General features: G+C 58.4%; 17 protein-coding genes. 10 read left to right on the forward strand and 7 right to left on the reverse strand.

Annotation, left to right across the window (positions count from 1 at the left end; all coding sequences use genetic code 11):
* Positions 1-118: 118 nt before the first annotated feature.
* Positions 119-1,114: a class II fructose-bisphosphatase gene (gene glpX / locus CKALI_RS07810; RefSeq protein WP_156192769.1), complete on the forward strand. Its 996-nt coding sequence runs from the start codon at positions 119-121 to the stop codon at positions 1,112-1,114.
* Positions 1,115-1,211: 97 nt separating this feature from the next.
* Positions 1,212-2,618 carry a class II fumarate hydratase gene (locus tag CKALI_RS07815; protein ID WP_156192770.1) on the forward strand — a complete coding sequence of 469 codons (1,407 nt, stop codon included), beginning with the start codon at positions 1,212-1,214 and terminating at the stop codon, positions 2,616-2,618.
* Positions 2,619-2,687: 69 nt separating this feature from the next.
* Here the strand turns inward: CKALI_RS07815 and CKALI_RS07820 are convergent, their stop codons facing one another.
* The gene (locus CKALI_RS07820; protein WP_156192771.1) at positions 2,688-3,359 is read right to left on the reverse strand and encodes a GntR family transcriptional regulator; all 672 of its coding nucleotides are present in this window, start codon (positions 3,357-3,359) and stop codon (positions 2,688-2,690) included.
* A gap of 133 nt (positions 3,360-3,492) precedes the next feature.
* On the opposite strand from CKALI_RS07820, the gene CKALI_RS07825 reads away from it, so the two are divergent.
* The 7 genes from CKALI_RS07825 (at position 3,493) to CKALI_RS07855 (ending at position 10,807) form a co-directional block, all read left to right on the forward strand.
* On the forward strand, positions 3,493-4,719 hold the full coding sequence (locus CKALI_RS07825; RefSeq protein WP_197079663.1) for an NRAMP family divalent metal transporter: 1,227 nt from the start codon (positions 3,493-3,495) through the stop codon (positions 4,717-4,719).
* Positions 4,720-4,724: 5 nt separating this feature from the next.
* On the forward strand, positions 4,725-5,480 hold the full coding sequence (locus tag CKALI_RS07830; protein ID WP_156192772.1) for a LamB/YcsF family protein: 756 nt from the start codon (positions 4,725-4,727) through the stop codon (positions 5,478-5,480).
* Positions 5,470-6,111: a 5-oxoprolinase subunit B family protein gene (locus CKALI_RS07835; protein WP_156192773.1), complete on the forward strand. Its 642-nt coding sequence runs from the start codon at positions 5,470-5,472 to the stop codon at positions 6,109-6,111. The genes CKALI_RS07830 and CKALI_RS07835 overlap by 11 nt, the downstream gene beginning before the upstream one ends.
* Positions 6,111-6,992 carry a 5-oxoprolinase subunit C family protein gene (locus tag CKALI_RS07840; RefSeq protein WP_231580438.1) on the forward strand — a complete coding sequence of 294 codons (882 nt, stop codon included), beginning with the start codon at positions 6,111-6,113 and terminating at the stop codon, positions 6,990-6,992. Before CKALI_RS07835 ends, CKALI_RS07840 begins: the two co-directional genes overlap by 1 nt.
* Positions 6,993-7,083: 91 nt before the next feature.
* Entirely contained in the window at positions 7,084-7,728 is a 645-nt protein-coding gene (locus CKALI_RS07845) for a TetR/AcrR family transcriptional regulator (protein WP_156192775.1), read from the forward strand.
* 29 nt (positions 7,729-7,757) lie between these two features.
* The gene (locus tag CKALI_RS07850) at positions 7,758-9,254 is read left to right on the forward strand and encodes an MDR family MFS transporter (RefSeq protein ID WP_156193712.1); all 1,497 of its coding nucleotides are present in this window, start codon (positions 7,758-7,760) and stop codon (positions 9,252-9,254) included.
* On the forward strand, positions 9,251-10,807 hold the full coding sequence (locus CKALI_RS07855) for a DHA2 family efflux MFS transporter permease subunit (protein ID WP_156192776.1): 1,557 nt from the start codon (positions 9,251-9,253) through the stop codon (positions 10,805-10,807). The genes CKALI_RS07850 and CKALI_RS07855 overlap by 4 nt, the downstream gene beginning before the upstream one ends.
* A gap of 63 nt (positions 10,808-10,870) precedes the next feature.
* On the opposite strand, the gene CKALI_RS07860 is transcribed toward CKALI_RS07855, so the two are convergent.
* The 5 genes from CKALI_RS07860 to CKALI_RS07880 all read right to left on the reverse strand — a co-directional run bounded on the left by CKALI_RS07860 (position 10,871) and on the right by CKALI_RS07880 (position 16,900).
* Positions 10,871-12,181: an ABC transporter permease gene (locus CKALI_RS07860; protein ID WP_156192777.1), complete on the reverse strand. Its 1,311-nt coding sequence runs from the start codon at positions 12,179-12,181 to the stop codon at positions 10,871-10,873.
* The gene (locus tag CKALI_RS07865; RefSeq protein ID WP_156192778.1) at positions 12,178-12,867 is read right to left on the reverse strand and encodes an ABC transporter ATP-binding protein; all 690 of its coding nucleotides are present in this window, start codon (positions 12,865-12,867) and stop codon (positions 12,178-12,180) included. The genes CKALI_RS07860 and CKALI_RS07865 overlap by 4 nt, the downstream gene beginning before the upstream one ends.
* A 1-nt stretch (position 12,868) precedes the next feature.
* Positions 12,869-14,467 (reverse strand): efflux RND transporter periplasmic adaptor subunit, encoded by a 1,599-nt coding sequence (locus CKALI_RS07870; RefSeq protein ID WP_156192779.1) that lies wholly within the window; start codon positions 14,465-14,467, stop codon positions 12,869-12,871.
* A 189-nt stretch (positions 14,468-14,656) separates the two neighbouring features.
* Positions 14,657-16,024, reverse strand: coding sequence for a PhoH family protein (locus CKALI_RS07875; protein WP_156192780.1), 1,368 nt, complete (start codon positions 16,022-16,024; stop codon positions 14,657-14,659).
* Positions 16,025-16,240: 216 nt separating this feature from the next.
* Positions 16,241-16,900, reverse strand: coding sequence for a LysR family transcriptional regulator substrate-binding protein (locus CKALI_RS07880; RefSeq protein ID WP_156192781.1), 660 nt, complete (start codon positions 16,898-16,900; stop codon positions 16,241-16,243).
* A 60-nt stretch (positions 16,901-16,960) separates the two neighbouring features.
* On the opposite strand from CKALI_RS07880, the gene CKALI_RS07885 reads away from it, so the two are divergent.
* A complete protein-coding gene (locus CKALI_RS07885) occupies positions 16,961-17,302 on the forward strand; it encodes a DUF5997 family protein (RefSeq protein ID WP_197079797.1) in 342 nt (113 codons plus the stop codon).
* A gap of 95 nt (positions 17,303-17,397) precedes the next feature.
* Here CKALI_RS07885 and glyA read toward each other — a convergent pair whose 3' ends face one another.
* Positions 17,398-18,672: a serine hydroxymethyltransferase gene (glyA, locus tag CKALI_RS07890; RefSeq protein WP_197079798.1), complete on the reverse strand. Its 1,275-nt coding sequence runs from the start codon at positions 18,670-18,672 to the stop codon at positions 17,398-17,400.
* Between the last annotated feature and the right edge of the window lie 56 nt (positions 18,673-18,728).

Consider the following 18,728-nt stretch of genomic DNA (forward strand, 5'->3'; position numbering starts at 1 on the left):
CCACACAAAATTTGGAAGAATGGGAAACAGGCCCTTTGTTATGACAACTGGTGCAACTGGTGCTTAGCAAAAGACTTGGAAACATCTATCTACATCGCCACCTGGAGGCTCTCAAACAATGAAGAATCAGGAAACACCGGACCGTAACCTAGCCATGGAGCTTGTCCGCGTCACCGAAGCCGCGGCACTAGCATCCGGCCGCTGGGTCGGTCGCGGTATGAAAAATGAAGGCGATGGAGCTGCAGTCGATGCCATGCGTCAGCTCATCAACTCCGTAAACATGAAGGGCGTCGTTGTTATCGGTGAGGGCGAAAAAGACGAAGCCCCGATGCTGTACAACGGTGAAGAGGTCGGCACCGGCTTTGGTGCCGAGGTCGACATCGCCGTCGACCCAGTGGATGGCACCACCCTCATGGCAGAAGGTCGCCCGAACGCCATTTCTGTTCTCGCAGCCTCCGAGCGTGGCTCCATGTACGATCCTTCCGCGGTCTTCTACATGAACAAGATCGCCGTGGGCCCAGAGGCTGCCGGCAAGATCGATATCCAAGCACCAGCTGCGCACAATATCCAGGCTGTTGCCAAGGCGAAGAACATCGCGGCCTCTGACGTTACCGTCGTTGTCCTGGACCGTCCGCGCCACATTGACCTCATCAAGGAAATTCGCGAGGCTGGCGCAAAGGTTCGTCTGATTTCCGACGGCGACGTCGCTGGCGCAGTTGCAGCAGCACAAGCTACCAACTCCGTGGACATCATGATGGGCACCGGCGGCACTCCAGAGGGCATCATCACCGCCTGCGCTATGAAGTGCATGGGTGGCGAAATTCAGGGCATGCTGGCGCCAAAGGACGACGCAGAGCGTGAGAAGGCCATCGCTGCAGGCCACGATCTGGACCGTGTCCTGTTCACCAACGACCTGGTCGCGTCCGATAACTGCTACTTCGTGGCAACTGGCGTGACCAACGGCGACATGCTCCGTGGCGTGTCTTACCGTGCAAATGGCGCAACGACCCGTTCCCTGGTTATGCGTTCGAAGTCGGGCACCATCCGTTTCATCGAGTCTGTCCACCAGCTGCAGAAGCTGCAGGAATACTCCGTGGTTGATTACACCCACTAAAACCAACCGCCGAATTTGGCCCTCGATTAGGATATTAGGTGATCGAAATATCCGTTTCAGGGGCCAAATTCTCCCTGTATCTACCAAAGGAAAATATATGACTGAGCAGGAATTCCGCATCGAACACGACACCATGGGCGAGGTCAAGGTACCTGTCAACGCTCTGTGGCGTGCACAGACCCAGCGCGCTGTCGAAAACTTCCCAATCTCGGGCCGCGGCCTGGAGGCACAGCAGATCCGCGCGATGGGCCTGCTTAAGGCAGCCTGTGCACAGGTCAACAAGGACAAGGGTCTCCTTGCTCCTGAGTTCGCGGAAGCCATTATCGCCGCCGGTAAGGAGATCGCCGAAGGCAAGCACGACGCTGAGTTCCCTATCGATGTCTTCCAGACTGGCTCCGGCACCTCCTCTAACATGAACACCAACGAGGTCATCGCTTCCATCGCGAAGAACAACGGCGTAGAGATTCACCCAAATGACCACGTCAACATGGGCCAGTCCTCCAACGACACCTTCCCAACCGCAACCCACGTTGCTGCCACCGAAGCTGCTGTCAACGACCTCATCCCAGGTCTGAAGGTCCTCCACGCTTCCCTCGCTAAGAAGGCATCGGAGTGGAAGGACGTCGTGAAGTCCGGTCGCACCCACCTCATGGATGCCGTTCCTGTGACCCTCGGCCAGGAGTTCGCCGGCTACGCACGTCAGATCGAAGCAGGCATCGAGCGCGTTGAGGCAACTTTGCCTCGCCTCGGCGAACTGCCAATCGGCGGCACCGCCGTCGGCACCGGTCTGAATACCCCAGCCGACTTCGGTGGCCTGGTCACTGAAGAGCTGAAGAAGCTCACCGGCGTTGCTGAGCTGCGCGAGGCCAAGAACCACTTCGAGGCACAGGCTAACCGCGACGCATTGGTCGAGTTCTCCGGCGCGATGCGCACCATCGCCGTGTCTTTGAACAAGATCGCCAACGACATTCGTTGGATGGGTTCCGGCCCGCTGACCGGCCTGGGCGAGATCCACCTCCCAGACCTGCAGCCAGGTTCTTCGATCATGCCGGGCAAGGTCAACCCAGTGCTCTGTGAGACCGCAACTCAGGTTGCAGCTCAGGTCATCGGCAACGACGCAGCCGTGGTCTTCGGTGGCTCCCAGGGTGCTTTCGAGCTCAACGTGTTCATCCCAGTGATGGCTCGCAACGTCCTCGAGTCCGCACGTCTGCTGGCCAACACCTCCCGCGTGTTTGCAGAGCGCCTTGTCGACGGCATCGAGCCAAACATCGAGCGCATGCGCACGCTGGCTGAGTCCTCCCCGTCCATCGTGACCCCGCTGAACTCTGCTATCGGTTACGAGGCTGCCGCCAAGGTTGCCAAGACGGCCCTGAAGGAAGGCAAGACCATCCGCCAGACCGTCATCGACCTCGGCTTTGTCGACGGCGAGAAGCTGACCGAGGAAGAGCTGGACAAGCGTCTGGACGTCCTCGCAATGGCTAACACCGACCGCGATAACTTCTAAGCGATCAAATTAGGCCCCTGAGCCGGATTTTTCCTTGTGGAAGAGTCCTGCTCAGGGGCTTTTCGCGCGTTATCTCTTGTCGGCAGAAACTCCGAAAGTCATCTCAGCCAGAATCTTCGCCTCGGACTCCTTGAGATACCTAGTCAACACCGTGGTGGCTTTGTCTACGTCCCCCTTGATCAGCGCAGTGAGAATGTCACGATTGCGCTGAATGAACGGGCGATGCATTTCCTCAACGCTGGTCACTGCCATGAATGCCAGTCGTGCATGAGCCATGACCAAAGTCAGGTTTTCATTGAGACGTGGAATGCCGGCAAGGGAAACCAAGTGGTCATGGAACGCATTGTTATGCGTGCCAACCTCGGCCCATTGCTGCTGCCGAGCAGCCTCCTCCGCCGCCGTAATAGCTCTGTTCATTCCGCGAAGCGCAGCCTCAGTACGGGGCACATCGAGACCGAAGTACTGTAGTGCGCCGAGTTCTATGAATCGTCGATAAGCGTACAACTCAATGATGTCCTTGGGCTCGAGTGCGCGGACGAAGACGCCTCGGTGCGGAATTTGTTCGATAAGACCATCGCGCGCAAGTAGCCGGAAGGCCTCCCGCAAAGTATTTCGAGACACGCCGAGGTCAGCAGCCAACGGAATCTCGAGGATTTTTCCGCCGGGTTCGAACTCACCGGTGAGAATTTTGTCGGTGATGCGCTGTGCCAACTGGATCGGAGTCGCGGTCATAATAGCCATGTTATCGAGTTTTGCGAACTCGGTCACATTTTTCACGATAAATCGTCACCTTCGCCACCCATTGTGCCCCAGGCCACTTATTGCTATCATCGCAGAAATATTGTTCAACAAGCATAAGTGACGGGACTGGCCTATGACATCACCTCCGCTTCGTTCAGCTGCCGCCAGCGCCACCCAGCGCAGCGCTATCGTCGGCGCAATCTTCCTCATGGCTACCAGCGCTATCGGCCCTGGCTTCCTCACTCAGACTGCGAAATTTACCGGCCAACTCGGCGCAGCCTTCGCTTTCGCCATTGTCGCCTCGATTCTGATCGACATCGCCGTCCAAATGAATGTCTGGCGCGTGATCGGGGTCAGCGGACTGCGCGCTCAAGAACTCGGCAACAAAGTCATTCCAGGCCTGGGTTGGCTGTTGGCAGCGCTGATCGCCATTGGTGGTGTGGTATTCAACATTGGAAATATCGCCGGTGCGGGCCTTGGCCTCGACGCGCTCTTAGGGGTCGATGTCAAAGTCGGTGGCGCGGTAACTGCGGTACTTGCCATCGCCATCTTTCTTTTCCAGCGCCTCGGCGGAGCATTAGACAGGTTCCTCGCTTTGCTCGGCATCATTATGCTTGTGTTGACGCTGTACGTGGCGATTGTTTCCAATCCGCCGGTTGGCCTCGCGCTGAAAAACTCTGTGCTACCCGATCGCGTCGACTTCGTCACCATCACCACGCTTGTTGGTGGCACGGTCGGCGGTTACATCACCTACGCCGGCGCGCACCGGATGCTCGACTCTGGCGTCAACGGCCCCGATGACGTCGCCCAGGTGTCCAAGTCTTCAGTCACGGGCATCCTGCTGACCGGCGTAATGCGGGTGCTACTCTTCCTCGCGGTCCTCGGCGTAGTTGCTACCGGCGTCGACGTTGTGGGAGCCAAGAATCCGGCAGCTATGGCTTTCGAGTCCGCCGCAGGAGAAATTGGTTTGCGAATATTTGGCATGGTGCTGTGGGCCGCGGCGCTGTCGTCGATTATCGGCGCGTCGTACACATCGGCTACCTTCCTGGTGCCAAACAAGCCGGAATCCAAGCGCATCCAGAACTGGATCACTGTCATTTTCATTCTCATCAGCAGTGGCCTGTTCATCGCTATGGGCACGGCACCGGCAACCCTGATGATTTTCGCTGGCGCTTTCAACGGTCTGGTCCTGCCGATCGGCTTCACCATGATCATCTTCGTTGCAGCGTTCCGCCAGCATGACTTACTTCACGGTTATCGCTACCCTCGCTGGATGATCGCCATGGGCATCGTCGGCGTGGTGGTCGCTTGGTGGCTGGCCTGGGTATCCTTCGGCGGCGTTTTCGCCCTGATCAAGTAGGAAAGATGATGTTTGATCTCAATAGTGACATGGGCGAGAGCTTTGGCGCCTTCTCAATCGGCAATGACGGCGCGGTACTCAAACTAGTCTCGAGCGCCAACATTGCCACGGGCTTCCACGCCGGCGATCCCCTGGTGATGGTGAGCACTGTGCAGACTGCGATAGCGCACGGGGTTCGGATCGGCGCTCACATCGGTTACCAGGACATCGCTGGATTCGGCCGTCGCGACATGGAATATGACCCAAAGCTGCTCGAGGCTGAAACGATCTACCAAATCGGTGCGCTCCAGGCCATCGCCCGCAGTCTGGGCGCGGAGGTGGCTTACGTAAAACCCCACGGCGCGCTGTACAACCGCATTGCATTTGACCCGAACCAAGCCGAGCCAGTCATTGCCGGCATCAAAGCCGCCGATCCCAGCCTGAAACTCATGGGGCTTGCCGGTTCTCCGGTTTTGCAATGGGCAGCTGATGCGGGACTCGGCACAATTTCAGAGGCCTTCGCAGACCGTGCTTATACCCCCGAGGGAAAACTCGTACCGCGATCACAACCTGGCGCGGTGCTCCACGATCCAGTTGTAGCCGCTGCCCAGGCACTCGCCTTTGCACTCGGTGAGCCGATCACGGCGATCGATGGCAGCAAAGTGCACGTACGAGCGGAATCGCTGTGCGTCCACGGTGACAACCCGGCAGCGCTGGTCTTGATCGAACACATTCGTCAGAAGCTCAGCGATGCTGGCGTGGGGGTCGGTCATGATCGTTAGGCCATGTGGCGAACAAGCAATCATCGTGGATGTCACCGAGGTTGATGCGGAGTTTCCACTTCGTACCGTCTCGCAGCTGCGACGCTTGGTGGAATCTTGGGATGTGGATGGGATTGTGGATCTAGTCCCGGCGTCAACCACACTGCTGATCATGTTGGATACCGCGCGTGTGACGCCTATGGACGTCGCAAAGCGCTTGAATTCTTGCGACCTTCGCGATGCCCCAGCGGACACCGATGACAACGCGACACTGGTGGAGGTGCCGGTGCTTTACGACGGCCCTGACCTTACTTCGCTAGCCGCTGCGCTCGACTGGTCGCCTGAAGAGCTCGTGCGACGGCATTGCTCTACCCACTGGCAGGCTGCGTTCGGCGGTTTTGCCCCAGGTTTCACTTATTTGGTGGCGGAGGATCCGCTACCCCCAATTCCACGGTTGGGCTCTCCTCGCCCATCCATTCCTGCTGGCTCCGTGGGGCTTGCTGGCGAGTTTTCCGGTGTGTACCCGCAGAGCTCACCGGGTGGTTGGCAGCTGATTGGGTCAACAACTGCCCAGATGTGGGCGCCCGAAAGATCGGAACGCCCGGCGCTGATCAAGCCTGGTGACCGTGTGCGATTCAAGGCGGTGTACTGATGCTCAAGGTGGTTCAGTCGGGTCCGCAGATGCTGTTTCAGGATCTCGGACGGTTTGGCATGGCGGGCAGCGGAGTCGCGCCTTCTGGAACGTTCGACCGGATGAGTGCGGCACGCGCGAATCACGCGATGGGCAATGCCCCGACCGCTCCGGTAGTAGAAATTCTGCTGGGCGGGGTGGAGCTGGAGGCGCTCACCGCCACTCAATTGGTTCTAACCGGTATGCGTTGCCAGATTGAACTGGTGCATGCGGGTGGCGGGGTGACTGCCACTTACTCAAACGTCATCATCGACCTCGGCCCAGGTGATCGCGTTCGGATCGCATTGGCCCAGGATGGGATGCGGGGCTATCTGGCGGTTCGAGGAGGTTTCCGGCCTGCACATGTGCTCGGATCAAGTTCGACCGATGTCATGTCGGGAATCGGCCCGGCCCCGATCATCACTGGCGATCTCTTGAACATTGGCGATGAGATCGCCGAACCTGCCTGGTGGCCGCGACTGCGCGAGCTTCCGGCGCTGTGGCCCCGAGAGGGCGTCCGCACGCTGGCAGTGGTACTCGGTCCACGTGCGGACTGGTTTGCCGAAGATTCGTTGGAGGCGTTTTTCGGGCAGACCTATGAAGTTAGCGACAGGTCGAACCGAATTGGGCTTCGTCTCACTGCAGAAATTGCACTGGAGCGTGCTGTCGAAAACGAACTGCCGAGTGAGGGCATGGTCCGCGGATCTATTCAGATTCCGCCGAACGGCATGCCCGTAGTTTTCGGCCCAGATTATCCCGTGACCGGCGGTTATCCGGTTATCGGCGTGCTTACCCGACGCTCCTCTGATTATTCGGCTCAGTGTGCTCCGGGAGACAAGGTGCGCTTCGTCCGAGCACACTAAATGTGACTCGCGCTACAACCATTCCAGATCGCTCCAAATTTCACTGAATGCAAATGTGCACTCAGTGCATTCATGGGAGTAGGTTGTAGCCATGACACCTAATCTTCGAGAACAAAAGCGACGGGCAACGCTCGCCGCTATCGAAGAGCACGCCACCAAGTTGGTCGCCGAGCGCGGCTACCAACATGTCACAGTGGAAGATATCTGCGCCGCCGCGAACATCTCGCGTCGGACATTCTTCAACTACATCGAGTCGAAAGAAGAAGCAGTCTTTGGCAGTTTTCCTGTCCTGGACGACGCCGCAGCAGCAGCCTTCCTCGAGCACACTTATGACGACTTGACGGCGGAACTCCTCGAACTCAGCTACCACACCTTCCTCGGCCGGATGGCGCGCAGCGACGAATCGGCGACCATTCTGCGGCGTCGCAAAGCAATCATGCGCTCTCACCCGGAATTTTCCGCAAGCCGGATGGCTGCTTTCACGCTCATCCACGACGGCCTCGTCCGCATCGCAGCCTGCTACCTGGAACAGCACGAAGAAGCGCGGCGGCTTCCCCACCTCGCGCCCATCGACGAAGCGCGCATCCACGTCAGCACCGTGCATGCCGTCATTCAAATTGGTGTCAAACAATGGATGTCAGATCCAACGGCGCGGATATCCAACCTACACGAAAACTGCATAACCGCACTAGAAAATTTTAGATCGCTCGCCCGATCGACTGGAGAAAAGAAGTGAACGAAACTAAGCCAAGAGTCGGCTTGATCATGGGCGCCCTCATGGTGTCCATGCTCATGAGCTCGCTAGGGCAAATGATCTTCGCCACTGCCTTGCCGACTATCGTCGGCGACCTCGGCGGCGTCAATCACATGTCCTGGGTCATCACCGCCTTCCTGCTGGGGCAAACCGTTGCTCTGCCGATCTTCGGCAAACTCGGCGATCAGATCGGACGCAAGGGCCTCTACCTGTTCGTCGTGGTGCTGTTCATGGTCGGCTCGCTCATTGGTGGCCTGGCCACCTCCATGGGCATCCTCATTTTCGCTCGTGCCCTGCAGGGCATCGCCGGTGGTGGCCTGATGATCCTGACTCAGGCAATCACCGCGGAGATCGTCAGCGCCCGTGAACGCGGCAAGTACATGGGCCTGATGGGCTCGGTGTTCGGCGTGTCTTCCGTACTCGGCCCTGTACTCGGCGGCTGGTTCACTGACGGCCCGGGCTGGCGTTGGGGCCTTTGGCTGAACATCCCGCTCGGCCTGTTTGCGCTCTTTGGCGCTCTTTTCTACTTGCACTTGCCAAAGCGAGCACGCTCCGGCCGCTTCGATATCATCGGCTCAATCGTTATGATTATCGCCACTACCTGCTTGATTCTCTTTGTCACGTGGGGTGGCAACGAATACGAGTGGGACTCCCCGATGATTCTGTCGCTCATCGCAGGCACCTTCATCTTCGGCGCTCTTTTTGTCTGGACTGAACTCAAGGTGGCAGAGCCAATCGTGCCCATGTCACTGTTCCGCAGTCGCAACTTTGTGCTCACTACCGTGGCAGGCCTCGCAGTGGGCGTGTTCATGTTCGGTGCGCTGGGATACCTTCCGACCTACCTGCAAATGGTCCACGAGCTCACCCCAACCAACGCAGGCCTAATGATGATCCCGATGATGGTCGGCCTCATGGGTACCTCCATCACCGTCGGCAATTGGGTCTCTCGCACCGGTAAGTACAAGATGTACCCGGTAGTCGGTCTATTCATAGTGGCGCTCGGCCTGTACTTGCTGTCCACCCTGCATGCCGATTCCTCATTGGTCACCGTCGGCGGCTACTTCTTCGTATTCGGCGTGGGGCTCGGTGCAGCAATGCAAATCCTCGTGTTGATCGTCCAAAACTCCTTCCCAGTCTCCCTCGTTGGCACCGCCACCGGCGCTACCAACTTCTTCCGTCAAATCGGTGGTTCTCTGGGTGCCGCGCTCGTGGGTGGTTTGTTTGTGGGCAAGCTTAGCGACAGCCTGCACACCGCCATCCCCGAGGCGCTACGCTCCATGGGCTCCGCTGCCGCGCCTTATGCCGAGCAATTCTCTGGTGGAAGTGGTAGTCAAGACTTGACTCCGGCTGCCGTCACTCACCTGCCCGAGGCGCTCAAAACTGCTATCCAAGTCGCCTACAACGACGCCCTCACCCCAATCTTCTTCCTGCTCATGCCGTTGGCGGTCTTCTCCGCACTCATTGTCATGGCCGTCCGCGAAGAGAAGCTGAAAGAAACCATCTCATGAAAAAGCGCGAAAAAATCCCCTCTACGATGACCCCGGAGCAGCAAAAGACTGCCCGGTGGGTCATGACAGCCCTGATGGTCTCGATGCTGCTGGCATCGCTGGATCAAATGATCTTCTCCACCGCTCTGCCGACCATCGTCGGCGAGCTCGGCGGCGTCGACCACATGATGTGGGTTATCACTGCCTACCTGCTCGCTGAAACCATCATGCTGCCGATCTACGGCAAGCTCGGCGACCTCATCGGCCGCAAAGGCCTCATGATCGGCGCCCTCGCTATCTTCCTGGTCGGCTCAGTGCTCGGTGGTCTAGCCAACTCGATGTTGCTGCTGATCATCGGCCGCGCAGTCCAAGGTATTGGCGGCGGTGGCCTGATGATCCTTTCCCAGGCGATCATCGCCGACGTCATCCCGGCGCGCGAACGTGGTCGCTACATGGGTGTCATGGGTGGCGTGTTCGGCCTGTCCGCCGTGCTCGGCCCACTGCTCGGCGGTTGGTTTACTGAGGGTCCTGGCTGGCGCTGGGCATTCTGGATGAACCTGCCGTTGGGCGCCATCGCCATTGGCATCACCTTGTGGATGCTGCGCATTCCGGCCAAGCGTGTTCCATTCAAGTGGGACTATGCTGGTACGTTCCTGGCCATCATCGCTACCACCGCGCTCGTGCTCTTTACTACCTGGGGCGGTTCCCGCTACGAATGGTCCGACCCAATTATCCTGGGTCTCATCGCCGCCTTCGTTGTAGCCGGTGTGCTGCTGGTATTTGTTGAGCTCCGCGCAGAAGATCCGCTGATCCCGATGGGCTTCTTCGCCAACCGCAACTTTGCCTTGACGACGGCCGTCGGCATGGTTCTCGGCGTGACAATGTTCGGCGTCCTGGGTTACCTCCCTACCTATCTCCAAATGGTCCACGAGATTAATGCCACCGAAGCCGGCTACATGATGATCCCGATGATGGTCGGCATGATGGGCTTTTCCATCTGGTCCGGTAACCGGATCTCCTCTACCGGCACTTACCGGATGTACCCACTGGTCGGCATGGTTGTCACCGTGGTCGCACTGATCTTGTTCCACAGCCTGTCCGTTGACACCACTCTCTGGGAGATCGGTCTGTTCCTCTTCCTGCTCGGCTCAGGTCTCGGCCTTGCCATGCAGGTACTGATCCTGATCGTGCAAAACACTCTTCCACTGGCTGTAGTCGGCTCCGCCACCGCCGTCAATAACTACTTCCGTCAGATCGGCGCCTCTCTCGGCTCCGCGCTGGTCGGTGGCTTGTTCGTTGGCAATCTCGAAGACCTGATGGCTGAGCGTATTCCGCCAGCAATGGCATCGCTGCCACCAGAGGCTGCGGCTGGTGCCCAGATGGATTCCAATTCCATCACCCCGGCGCTCATCCATCAGCTCCCTGCCCCGCTCCGTGAAGCCTTCATGGGCGCCTACAACGACGCTCTGACTCCAGTCTTCCTCTATGTCCTGCCACTTATCGTGTTTTCGTTCTTCCTCCTGCTCTTCGTCAAGCATGAGCCACTCAGAACGACCGTAGAAGTAGAAGGCTAACTAACCGAATCTGGCCTGCCACCCGTAAAAATTACAGGTGACAGGCCATTTTCCTTTTACCGACTACTCGTAACGAAGAGCCTCGATCGGATTCATCTTCGCCGCTTTCGCCGCAGGATAGTAGCCAAAGAAGAGCCCGATTCCCATGGAGAACAGCAGCGAGACGAGGATCGCGGACAGTGGCGGCACGACGAAGGTACCGAGCAGGGATGAACCGATCATGCCGAAGGCGGACCCAAGGCCTACTCCGATGAGTCCACCAATGAGGCAGACGATCATCGCCTCGATGACAAACTGCAACTTGATATCCCGGCTGCGTGCACCAAGTGCTTTGCGGACGCCAATTTCTCGGGTGCGCTCAGTGACAGTAATGAGCATGACGTTCATGACCCCGATGCCGCCCACCAGCAGCGAAATCCCACCGATCGCGGCAACAACGGCGCTGATCGAACCAAGGATCGTATTGATCTGATCCAGCGCTTCGCTGTTGTCGCTAACTTTGACCAGGTAGGAATCGCTGCCCTGGTAAGTGGCATCGAAAAACCGCTGTAGCTCGTCCTTGAACTTGGTTTTGTCTACGCCCTGAGCGATCTTCACACTGACCTCGGAAAAGGCATCGGAGTGCTTGTTCTTGTCATACTCCGTGGAGAACAGATCCTGAAGCGGATAAGGAACATACATTTCAGGCTGGGACATGGTACCCACCAGCAGACTGCCTTTCGGCGGGCTGAAAACTCCCACCACCATGAATGAGGCGGTGCCAGCATCACTACTGAATTGAATTTCGGACTCGAGTGCGCGCGCGGGATCGTCGTCGAAAAGCTCTTTGACCAGCTCTGGAGAGATGACCGCGACGTGTCGTGCATCGGTTATGTCTTGCGGTAACAGCGCACGCCCGGCCTCGATATCCACGCCGTTGACAGTCATGAAATCAGCATTGACGGGTGAAATACCACTTTTGGTCTCGTGGCTAGCGAGGGTGCCATAGGTTTGGCCCACCACTGTGACGTCGCCCTGGCCGCCAGCCGTGCCAGAGTAGCTGATGGCCTCGACGCTGTCGGCGTAGCGCTGTTTCAGCTGTTCCAGCTGGTTGGTAGTGATCAGGGCGGAGTCGTCGGTGATCGTCGGGCTGGAATACATGTAATCCGATTTGGATTCTTCAGCGGTTTTTCGGTCTTGGACCTGCACGTTGAGGTTATTGATGCCCATCGAATCTAGGCTGCCCATGGTCTGGGTTTTCAGCGCGTGCCCGAGCGTGAGAATCGTGATCACGGAGGCGATGCCGATGATGATGCCGAGGAGGGTGAGCATCGAACGCATTTTTCCAGTCTTCATGCTGCTCAGCGCCAGCTTCATTGCCTCTGCCAGGTTCATAGCTGTCCTCCCTCCGTAATCAGGCCGTCCCGCATGGTCACAATCCGATCGGTTTCTGCAGCAAGCTCAGGGTTGTGCGTGATGAGGGCGATCGTGGCGCCGTGCTCCCGGTTGAGGTCGTGGAATAGGTCCATCACCATGCGACCAGTTTCGGTATCCAGTGCGCCGGTGGGTTCGTCGGCGAGCAGCAGGTCAGGCTCGTTGGCCAGGGCTCGGGCGATGGCCACGCGCTGTTTTTGGCCGCCGGAAAGCTCATTGGGTTGGTGGTGGAGACGATCCCCCATCCCGACCAAATTCAGCAGCTCTGCAGCTCGCTCGCGCCGCTCGCGTGGCGAGACGCCGGCGTACATCATGGGCATTTCCACGTTTCGCAGGGCGTCAATGCGGGCGATCAAGTTGAAGTTCTGGAATACGAAGCCGATGCGTTTGCTGCGCAGCTGGGCGAGATCGTCGTCCGAGCTAGCGAGCACATCGATGCCGTCGAGAAGATACGTGCCCTTGGTAGGGCGATCAAGCAGACCAATGATGTTCATCAGGGTGGATTTACCTGAGCCGGACGCACCGATGACGGAAATGAATTCGCCCCGGTCGATCCGCATGTCGATGCCCTTGAGCACGGTCAACTCGCTCGGTAAGCCGCTGTTGAAGGTGCGCACGATGCCACCGAGTTCAATGAGTCCGGGCATCTCACTGCTCCCGGATACGCACGAGCTTATCGACGTCCTCGGCATACTTACCCGGATCGCTCACCACCTTGTCCCCCGCCTTGAGGTCCAAGGAAGTGATGGCCACATCAAATTCGGTTTGGACACCAACACCCACCGGAATTTTCTTCACCCGATGCTTTTCACCTTCGGGCACCAGGATGATCACGTGGTGTCCTTCCGGGGATTTGAGCACGGCCTCGCGAGGCACAGTCAAAGCTCCGATTTCTTTCTTGGTCACGATATTGATCTTGGTGCTCGCACCGAGGTGCAAACCTTCTTTTTCCCCAGTGACCTTAATCTCGACGGGAAATTCACGCTTGGCCTTGCCGGACTCGGCCGGCGTCTCGTTTTTCTGGGCCACCGGAGCCACGTGTGTCACGGTGCCTTGGTACGTCTTGTCCTTCGCAGCAGGCGTGGTGAAGGTGACTTCGGCGCCAGGCTTGATCTTTCCAACCTCTGATTCTTTGACGGTCGTGGTGACCTTCAGCGTGGAATCGTCGGCGACCGTCATGAGGACGCCTTCCACTGGGGCCCCGACTGTGGCTGCGAGTTCCGTGATGATGCCGCCGTGTGGGCTGCGCACTTCCGCCTGGGCGATATCCAAGGACAGGTGCTTGGTGGTTACATCTGATGCCAAAGTGCCGGTAGCCGCCGTTTCCTGGGCCTGCTCCACGGCCAGTCGCTGTGTGTCAATGGCATGAAGGGCGGCGAGGCGAGCGCTTTCCACTGCGACGACGGCTTCTGAGTGCGCAGCACTCGCATCCCTCACCTTTGTCTGCAGCTCGGCGAGTTCACGATCGACCTCGAGCAGGCGTTGTTCGTAGGCTTTTTGTTTTTCCGCTAGATCCCGATCAGCACGGTTCACGCGGTCTTGCGTGGCGACGGCGTCGGCAAGCATGCCCGGCTGTCCGGCCTCGGTCATGACCACGCCATAAATGGTGTCAGCATTGACCCGAACGAGATTGAGCGCGGCATCGCGCTGCTCGTCACGCGCTGCCTGCAACGTAAGGTGTTGCTCGCGCAACGCCGGGTCCGTACCTGCGACGGTATCTGTTTGTCGATGTTGGAACGCAGTCTCGGCAGATTCGAGACTTGAGGCTGCCTGGCGTTCTGCCGCGACCGCCGCATTAATCTCCGGGGTTGCCCCTTGCTGATACTGCTCCCGCAACTGGCTGTACTGCTGTTGCGCGGACTCAAGCTGGTTCTGGTTCGCTGTCGCAGCTGCTGCCTTACTGGCTTGTTCTAGCTCGATTTGACGTTCAATGGCCACGGTATCCATGACCGCAAGCAACTGCTCGCCATTGACATGGTCTCCTAGCTGCACCTTCAGGTCCTTAACCGGACCTAGGAGAGAGGTAGTCAGCGAAGTGTACTTGTTGGCTGCTACTTCACCGTCAGCAAGGACCTTCTCCTCCACATCCCCCTTCGCAATATCGATCACGTCAGAGGCAACCACAACATCATCGGTGTTTCGAGGCGAGAAAGCAGCGTAGGCCCCGCCTCCTGCCAGGGAGAGACCCACTACAGCGGCAGCCGCAATAGCTAAAGTTTTTTTCCTGGGGCGAGCAAAGCCAGTCATATTAACAATCCCGTCGTTTTATAAGCTCCTGTCATGAAACTTACACAATCCCTAAAAACGAATGTAAGTCCCATTAAGGGTTTCGACCCCAACCGGGGTCAGGGTGAACCCTGAAACTGACGCTCGCATTTAGCCCTCGATACCTTTTGTGACGTGAACGTCCGCATCGAGGGCTAGCTGTCAACGAAACTAGTTTGCTTCCAACAAGCTCGTGACCAACTCTGCGATGCGGGAGCGTTCGGAGCGCTGCAGCGTGATGTGCGCAAACAACTCATTGCCCTTGAGCTTTTCAATCACTGCTTGAACACCGTCGTGGCGTCCCACGCGCAGGTTGTCGCGCTGGGCGACGTCATGGGTGAGGATAACGCGAGAGTTCTTGCCTAAGCGGGACAGGACGGTGAGCAACACGTTGCGCTCGAGCGACTGTGCTTCGTCGACAATGACAAAGGAATCATGGAGGGAACGGCCACGGATATGCGTCAGTGGCAGGACCTCGATAAGGTCACGCGCCATGATCTCATCCATGACATTATCGCTGACCAGACCCTCGAGGGTGTCGAACACTGCCTGAGCCCACGGGTTCATCTTCTCAGATTCCGAACCAGGGAGGTAGCCGAGATCCTGGCCACCAACGGCGTAGAGCGGGCGGAATACGACGATGCGCTTGTGCTCACCGCGCTCGAGAACGGCCTCCAGCCCGGCGCACAGGGCGAGGGCAGACTTACCGGTGCCTGCACGTCCACCCACGGACACGATGCCTACCTCGGAGTCAAGGAGCAGGTCCAGGGCAATGCGCTGCTCAGCAGAGCGACCCTGGACCCCGAATGCCTGACGGTCACCGCGAATGAGGGTTACTACGCCGTCGCCACGCACGCGAGCGAGCGCCGACTTGGACGGCGAGGTCAAGGTGAGGCCACAGTGGATCGGGAGATCTTCTATTGCCGTGCCACGGCGGGTCAATTCTCCAGCAAGGTCTGCTTCGCCCTCGCGGTACAGCTCATCGATCGTCGTGGAATCGATATCCACCTGCTCCATGCCGGTGTAGCCAGTAAGAACTACATCCTGTGCGTGGTACTCATCTGCAGGCAGGCCAACTGAGCCAGCCTTCACACGCAGTGGAATGTCCTTGGTCACCAGCACGCACTCGCGGCCTTCCTTCTGGAAGTTCAGTGCGCAGGCCAGAATTCGGTGATCACTGAGCGAGTCCTGGAAGGCGACCGGCAAGATGGTCATGTCCGAATGATTAAGCTCGATCTGCACCGTGCCACCGTCGGTGTTGACGGGCACTGGCTTGTCCAGGCGGCCGTAGGTCTGACGGAGGTCTTCCAGGTAGCGCAGCGCTTCACGCGCAAACCACCCTAGTTCTGGATGAAAACGCTTGCCTTCCAATTCGCTCACGACGACCAGTGGCAGCACCACGTGGTGTTCGGCGAACTTTCGCAATGCCCATGGGTCAGAAAGCAAAACGGACGTATCAATTACATACGTCCGTGTTGGGGTGGGCTGGTGTCCATCGCGAGCTGGATCGATGGTCGTAAGTGCGACATTTTCCCGCATAGCTTGAGGGCTCCCTTCACCTCCCGCCGGGTACCCGATCGGGCTGTGACATGCGTACTTTTGGCACCCCTGCCGGAACGCCGGTACCAGCTACCGGAAGGTGGTGGCCAGTCAGCTTCCCCACTGACCGGTCCCCCTCAGGCTAACGTCCGAAGGTTTAAGTTACATGGTTGTGAGATGAATGCTCGGTAAACGTTCACCACTCGAGCCACATGCTTAACGACGTCCCCGCTTGGTCGCTTTCTTCAAGCCAGTATTGCGGCGTTGAGCGCGTTCCTTCGCTTTCTCCTTGGCCTTCTTTTTCACCGGTTGTGCCTGGCGAGAGGTATTTGCCGTGCGCCCCTTAGTGATGCCGACGAAATCCTGAATCATGTCGCCATCGTGGTCCTTATGCCACACCAGCGAAATCTGCGTTGGAGTTCCCCCCACGAACGGCCGATGCTCCGTCTGCTTAGAGCTGATGCTTCTGAGCAAAGGGCGCGGCGCGATCACCACACCTACGTTCGCTGCCACTACTTGTACAGCGTCACGTACCGCCTGAATATCCACGGATTCACCAGGCTCGTAATTGATGATTTCGCCTTCGATATCGCGCCGGGAAATCTTCTCCAAGAGGGTTAACTCGCTGTCTTTGGGAACCGTAATGCCCGGCAGCTCCTCATACAGGTCCACTTTGTGGAAATCCGCAGTCAGCCGAAGCTCCGGCAGGCGGATGAGAGCTGCGGTGGCGCGGCCGTCGAGAAGCGCCCCAAAAGCGTCATCAGACTCCATCGCGACCAGATTCGGGTAGTCAGTGCGCTCATTGAAACGCTCAAACCACTTGCTCGGCGCGGTGCCCTTGATGAAGGCGATCGACAGCGGCTGTGCATTGCTCATGGGCTAGATGATAGCGTGAACAGTGTGAACGACATGAACCGCGAACCTTCCGCCACCGCAATGAAGCCCGCTACCGCAGCCAAAAAGCTGAATATCTACTTGCCTGCAACTCCGGAGTCTTTTCAAAACAACGCGCTGACTCACGCGGAATTCGTGGAACTTCAGGACAATCCCCCTGAGTGGCTGCAAGAGCTGCGCCGGAATGGCCCGCATCCGCGCCCTGAGGTGGCCCGCAAGCTCGGCATCACCATCACGGCGCTGAAAAAGAATGACATGGACAAGCCGCTGACCACTGCGGATATCAAAGCTTTGCTAGCCGATCAGCCTGAGTGGCTTCGCCTCGCTCGTACTGCCCTAGCTGACCAGCGCAAAGAGGGCCAAGCTGAACCGGAAGACGCTTAGCCTTTTTCGTCCTCGGATAAACAAAACCACCCTTGCTTGGCACCAGAATCGCTGTTTCCGGTGACGAGCAAGGGTGGTTTTTCTAGCCTAGAGGCTTAGACCAGCTTCCAGTCCTCAAGACCTTCGTACAGTGGGTACTGCTCGGCGAGCTTCTCCACGCGTGCGCGCAACGCTGCGACGTCAGCGGACGAGCCCGCAGCGAGTGCTGTGCCGATGATGTCTGCAACTTCAGTGAACGCAGCAGTATCAAAACCGCGAGTTGCGAGGGCAGGAGTGCCGATGCGCAGGCCGGAGGTGACCATTGGTGGGCGTGGGTCGTTAGGAACCGCATTGCGGTTGACGGTGATTCCGACCTCGTGCAGGAGGTCTTCCGCCTGCTGTCCGTCCATTTGAGAATTGCGTAGGTCGGCGAGGACCAGGTGAACGTCGGTGCCGCCGGTGAGAACGTCAACGCCTGCTGCCTTGCAGTCCGCGGCCATCAGGCGCTCGGCCAGGATGGAAGCGCCTTCCAGGGTGCGCTGCTGGCGCTCCTTGAACAGCTCGGAGCCGGCGATCTTCATAGCAATGGCCTTGGCTGCGATGGCATGCATGAGCGGGCCACCCTGCTGACCAGGGAATACGGACGAGTTGATCTTCTTACCGAACTCCTCCTTGGCCAGGATCATGCCAGAACGTGGGCCGCCGAGAGTCTTGTGCACGGTGGTGGACACGACGTCCGCGTGTGGCACTGGGGATGGGTGCAGGCCAGCAGCAACGAGGCCTGCGAAGTGAGCCATGTCGACCCACAGCTTCGCGCCAACTTCATCGGCAATTGAGCGGAACGCAGCGAAGTCGAGGTGGCGTGGGTAGGCAGACCAACCGGCGATGATGACCTGAGGCTTTTCTGCCAGCGCCATTTCGCGAACGCGATCCATATCAATGCGCATCGTGTCGTCTTCAACACCGTATGCAGCAACTTCGTAGAGCTTGCCGGAGAAGTTCAGCTTCATGCCGTGGGTGAGGTGACCGCCGTGAGCCAGGGACAGACCCATGATCTTCTCACCAGGGTTGGCCAGCGACATCAGCACAGCAGCGTTCGCCTGGGCACCAGCGTGTGGCTGGACATTGGCAAACTCAGCGCCAAATACTTCCTTGGCGCGGTTACGCGCCAGGTCCTCAATGATGTCCACGTGCTCGCAGCCACCGTAGTAACGGCGACCAGGGTAGCCCTCGGCGTACTTATTGGTCAGCACCGAGCCCTGAGCCTGCAGCACTGCGCGAGGAACAAAGTTCTCGGAGGCGATCATCTCGAGGGTGCCACGCTGACGGCCAAGCTCAGCCGAGATCGCTGCAGCGACCTCGGGATCGAGTTGGTCAAGAGGCTGGGACATCACATTGTCAGAAACAGAGGTCATAGCGGCGCCAATGAGCCTTTCCACGCTGGGGG

The organism is Corynebacterium kalinowskii (assembly GCF_009734385.1).
GTDB lineage: Bacteria > Actinomycetota > Actinomycetes > Mycobacteriales > Mycobacteriaceae > Corynebacterium > Corynebacterium kalinowskii.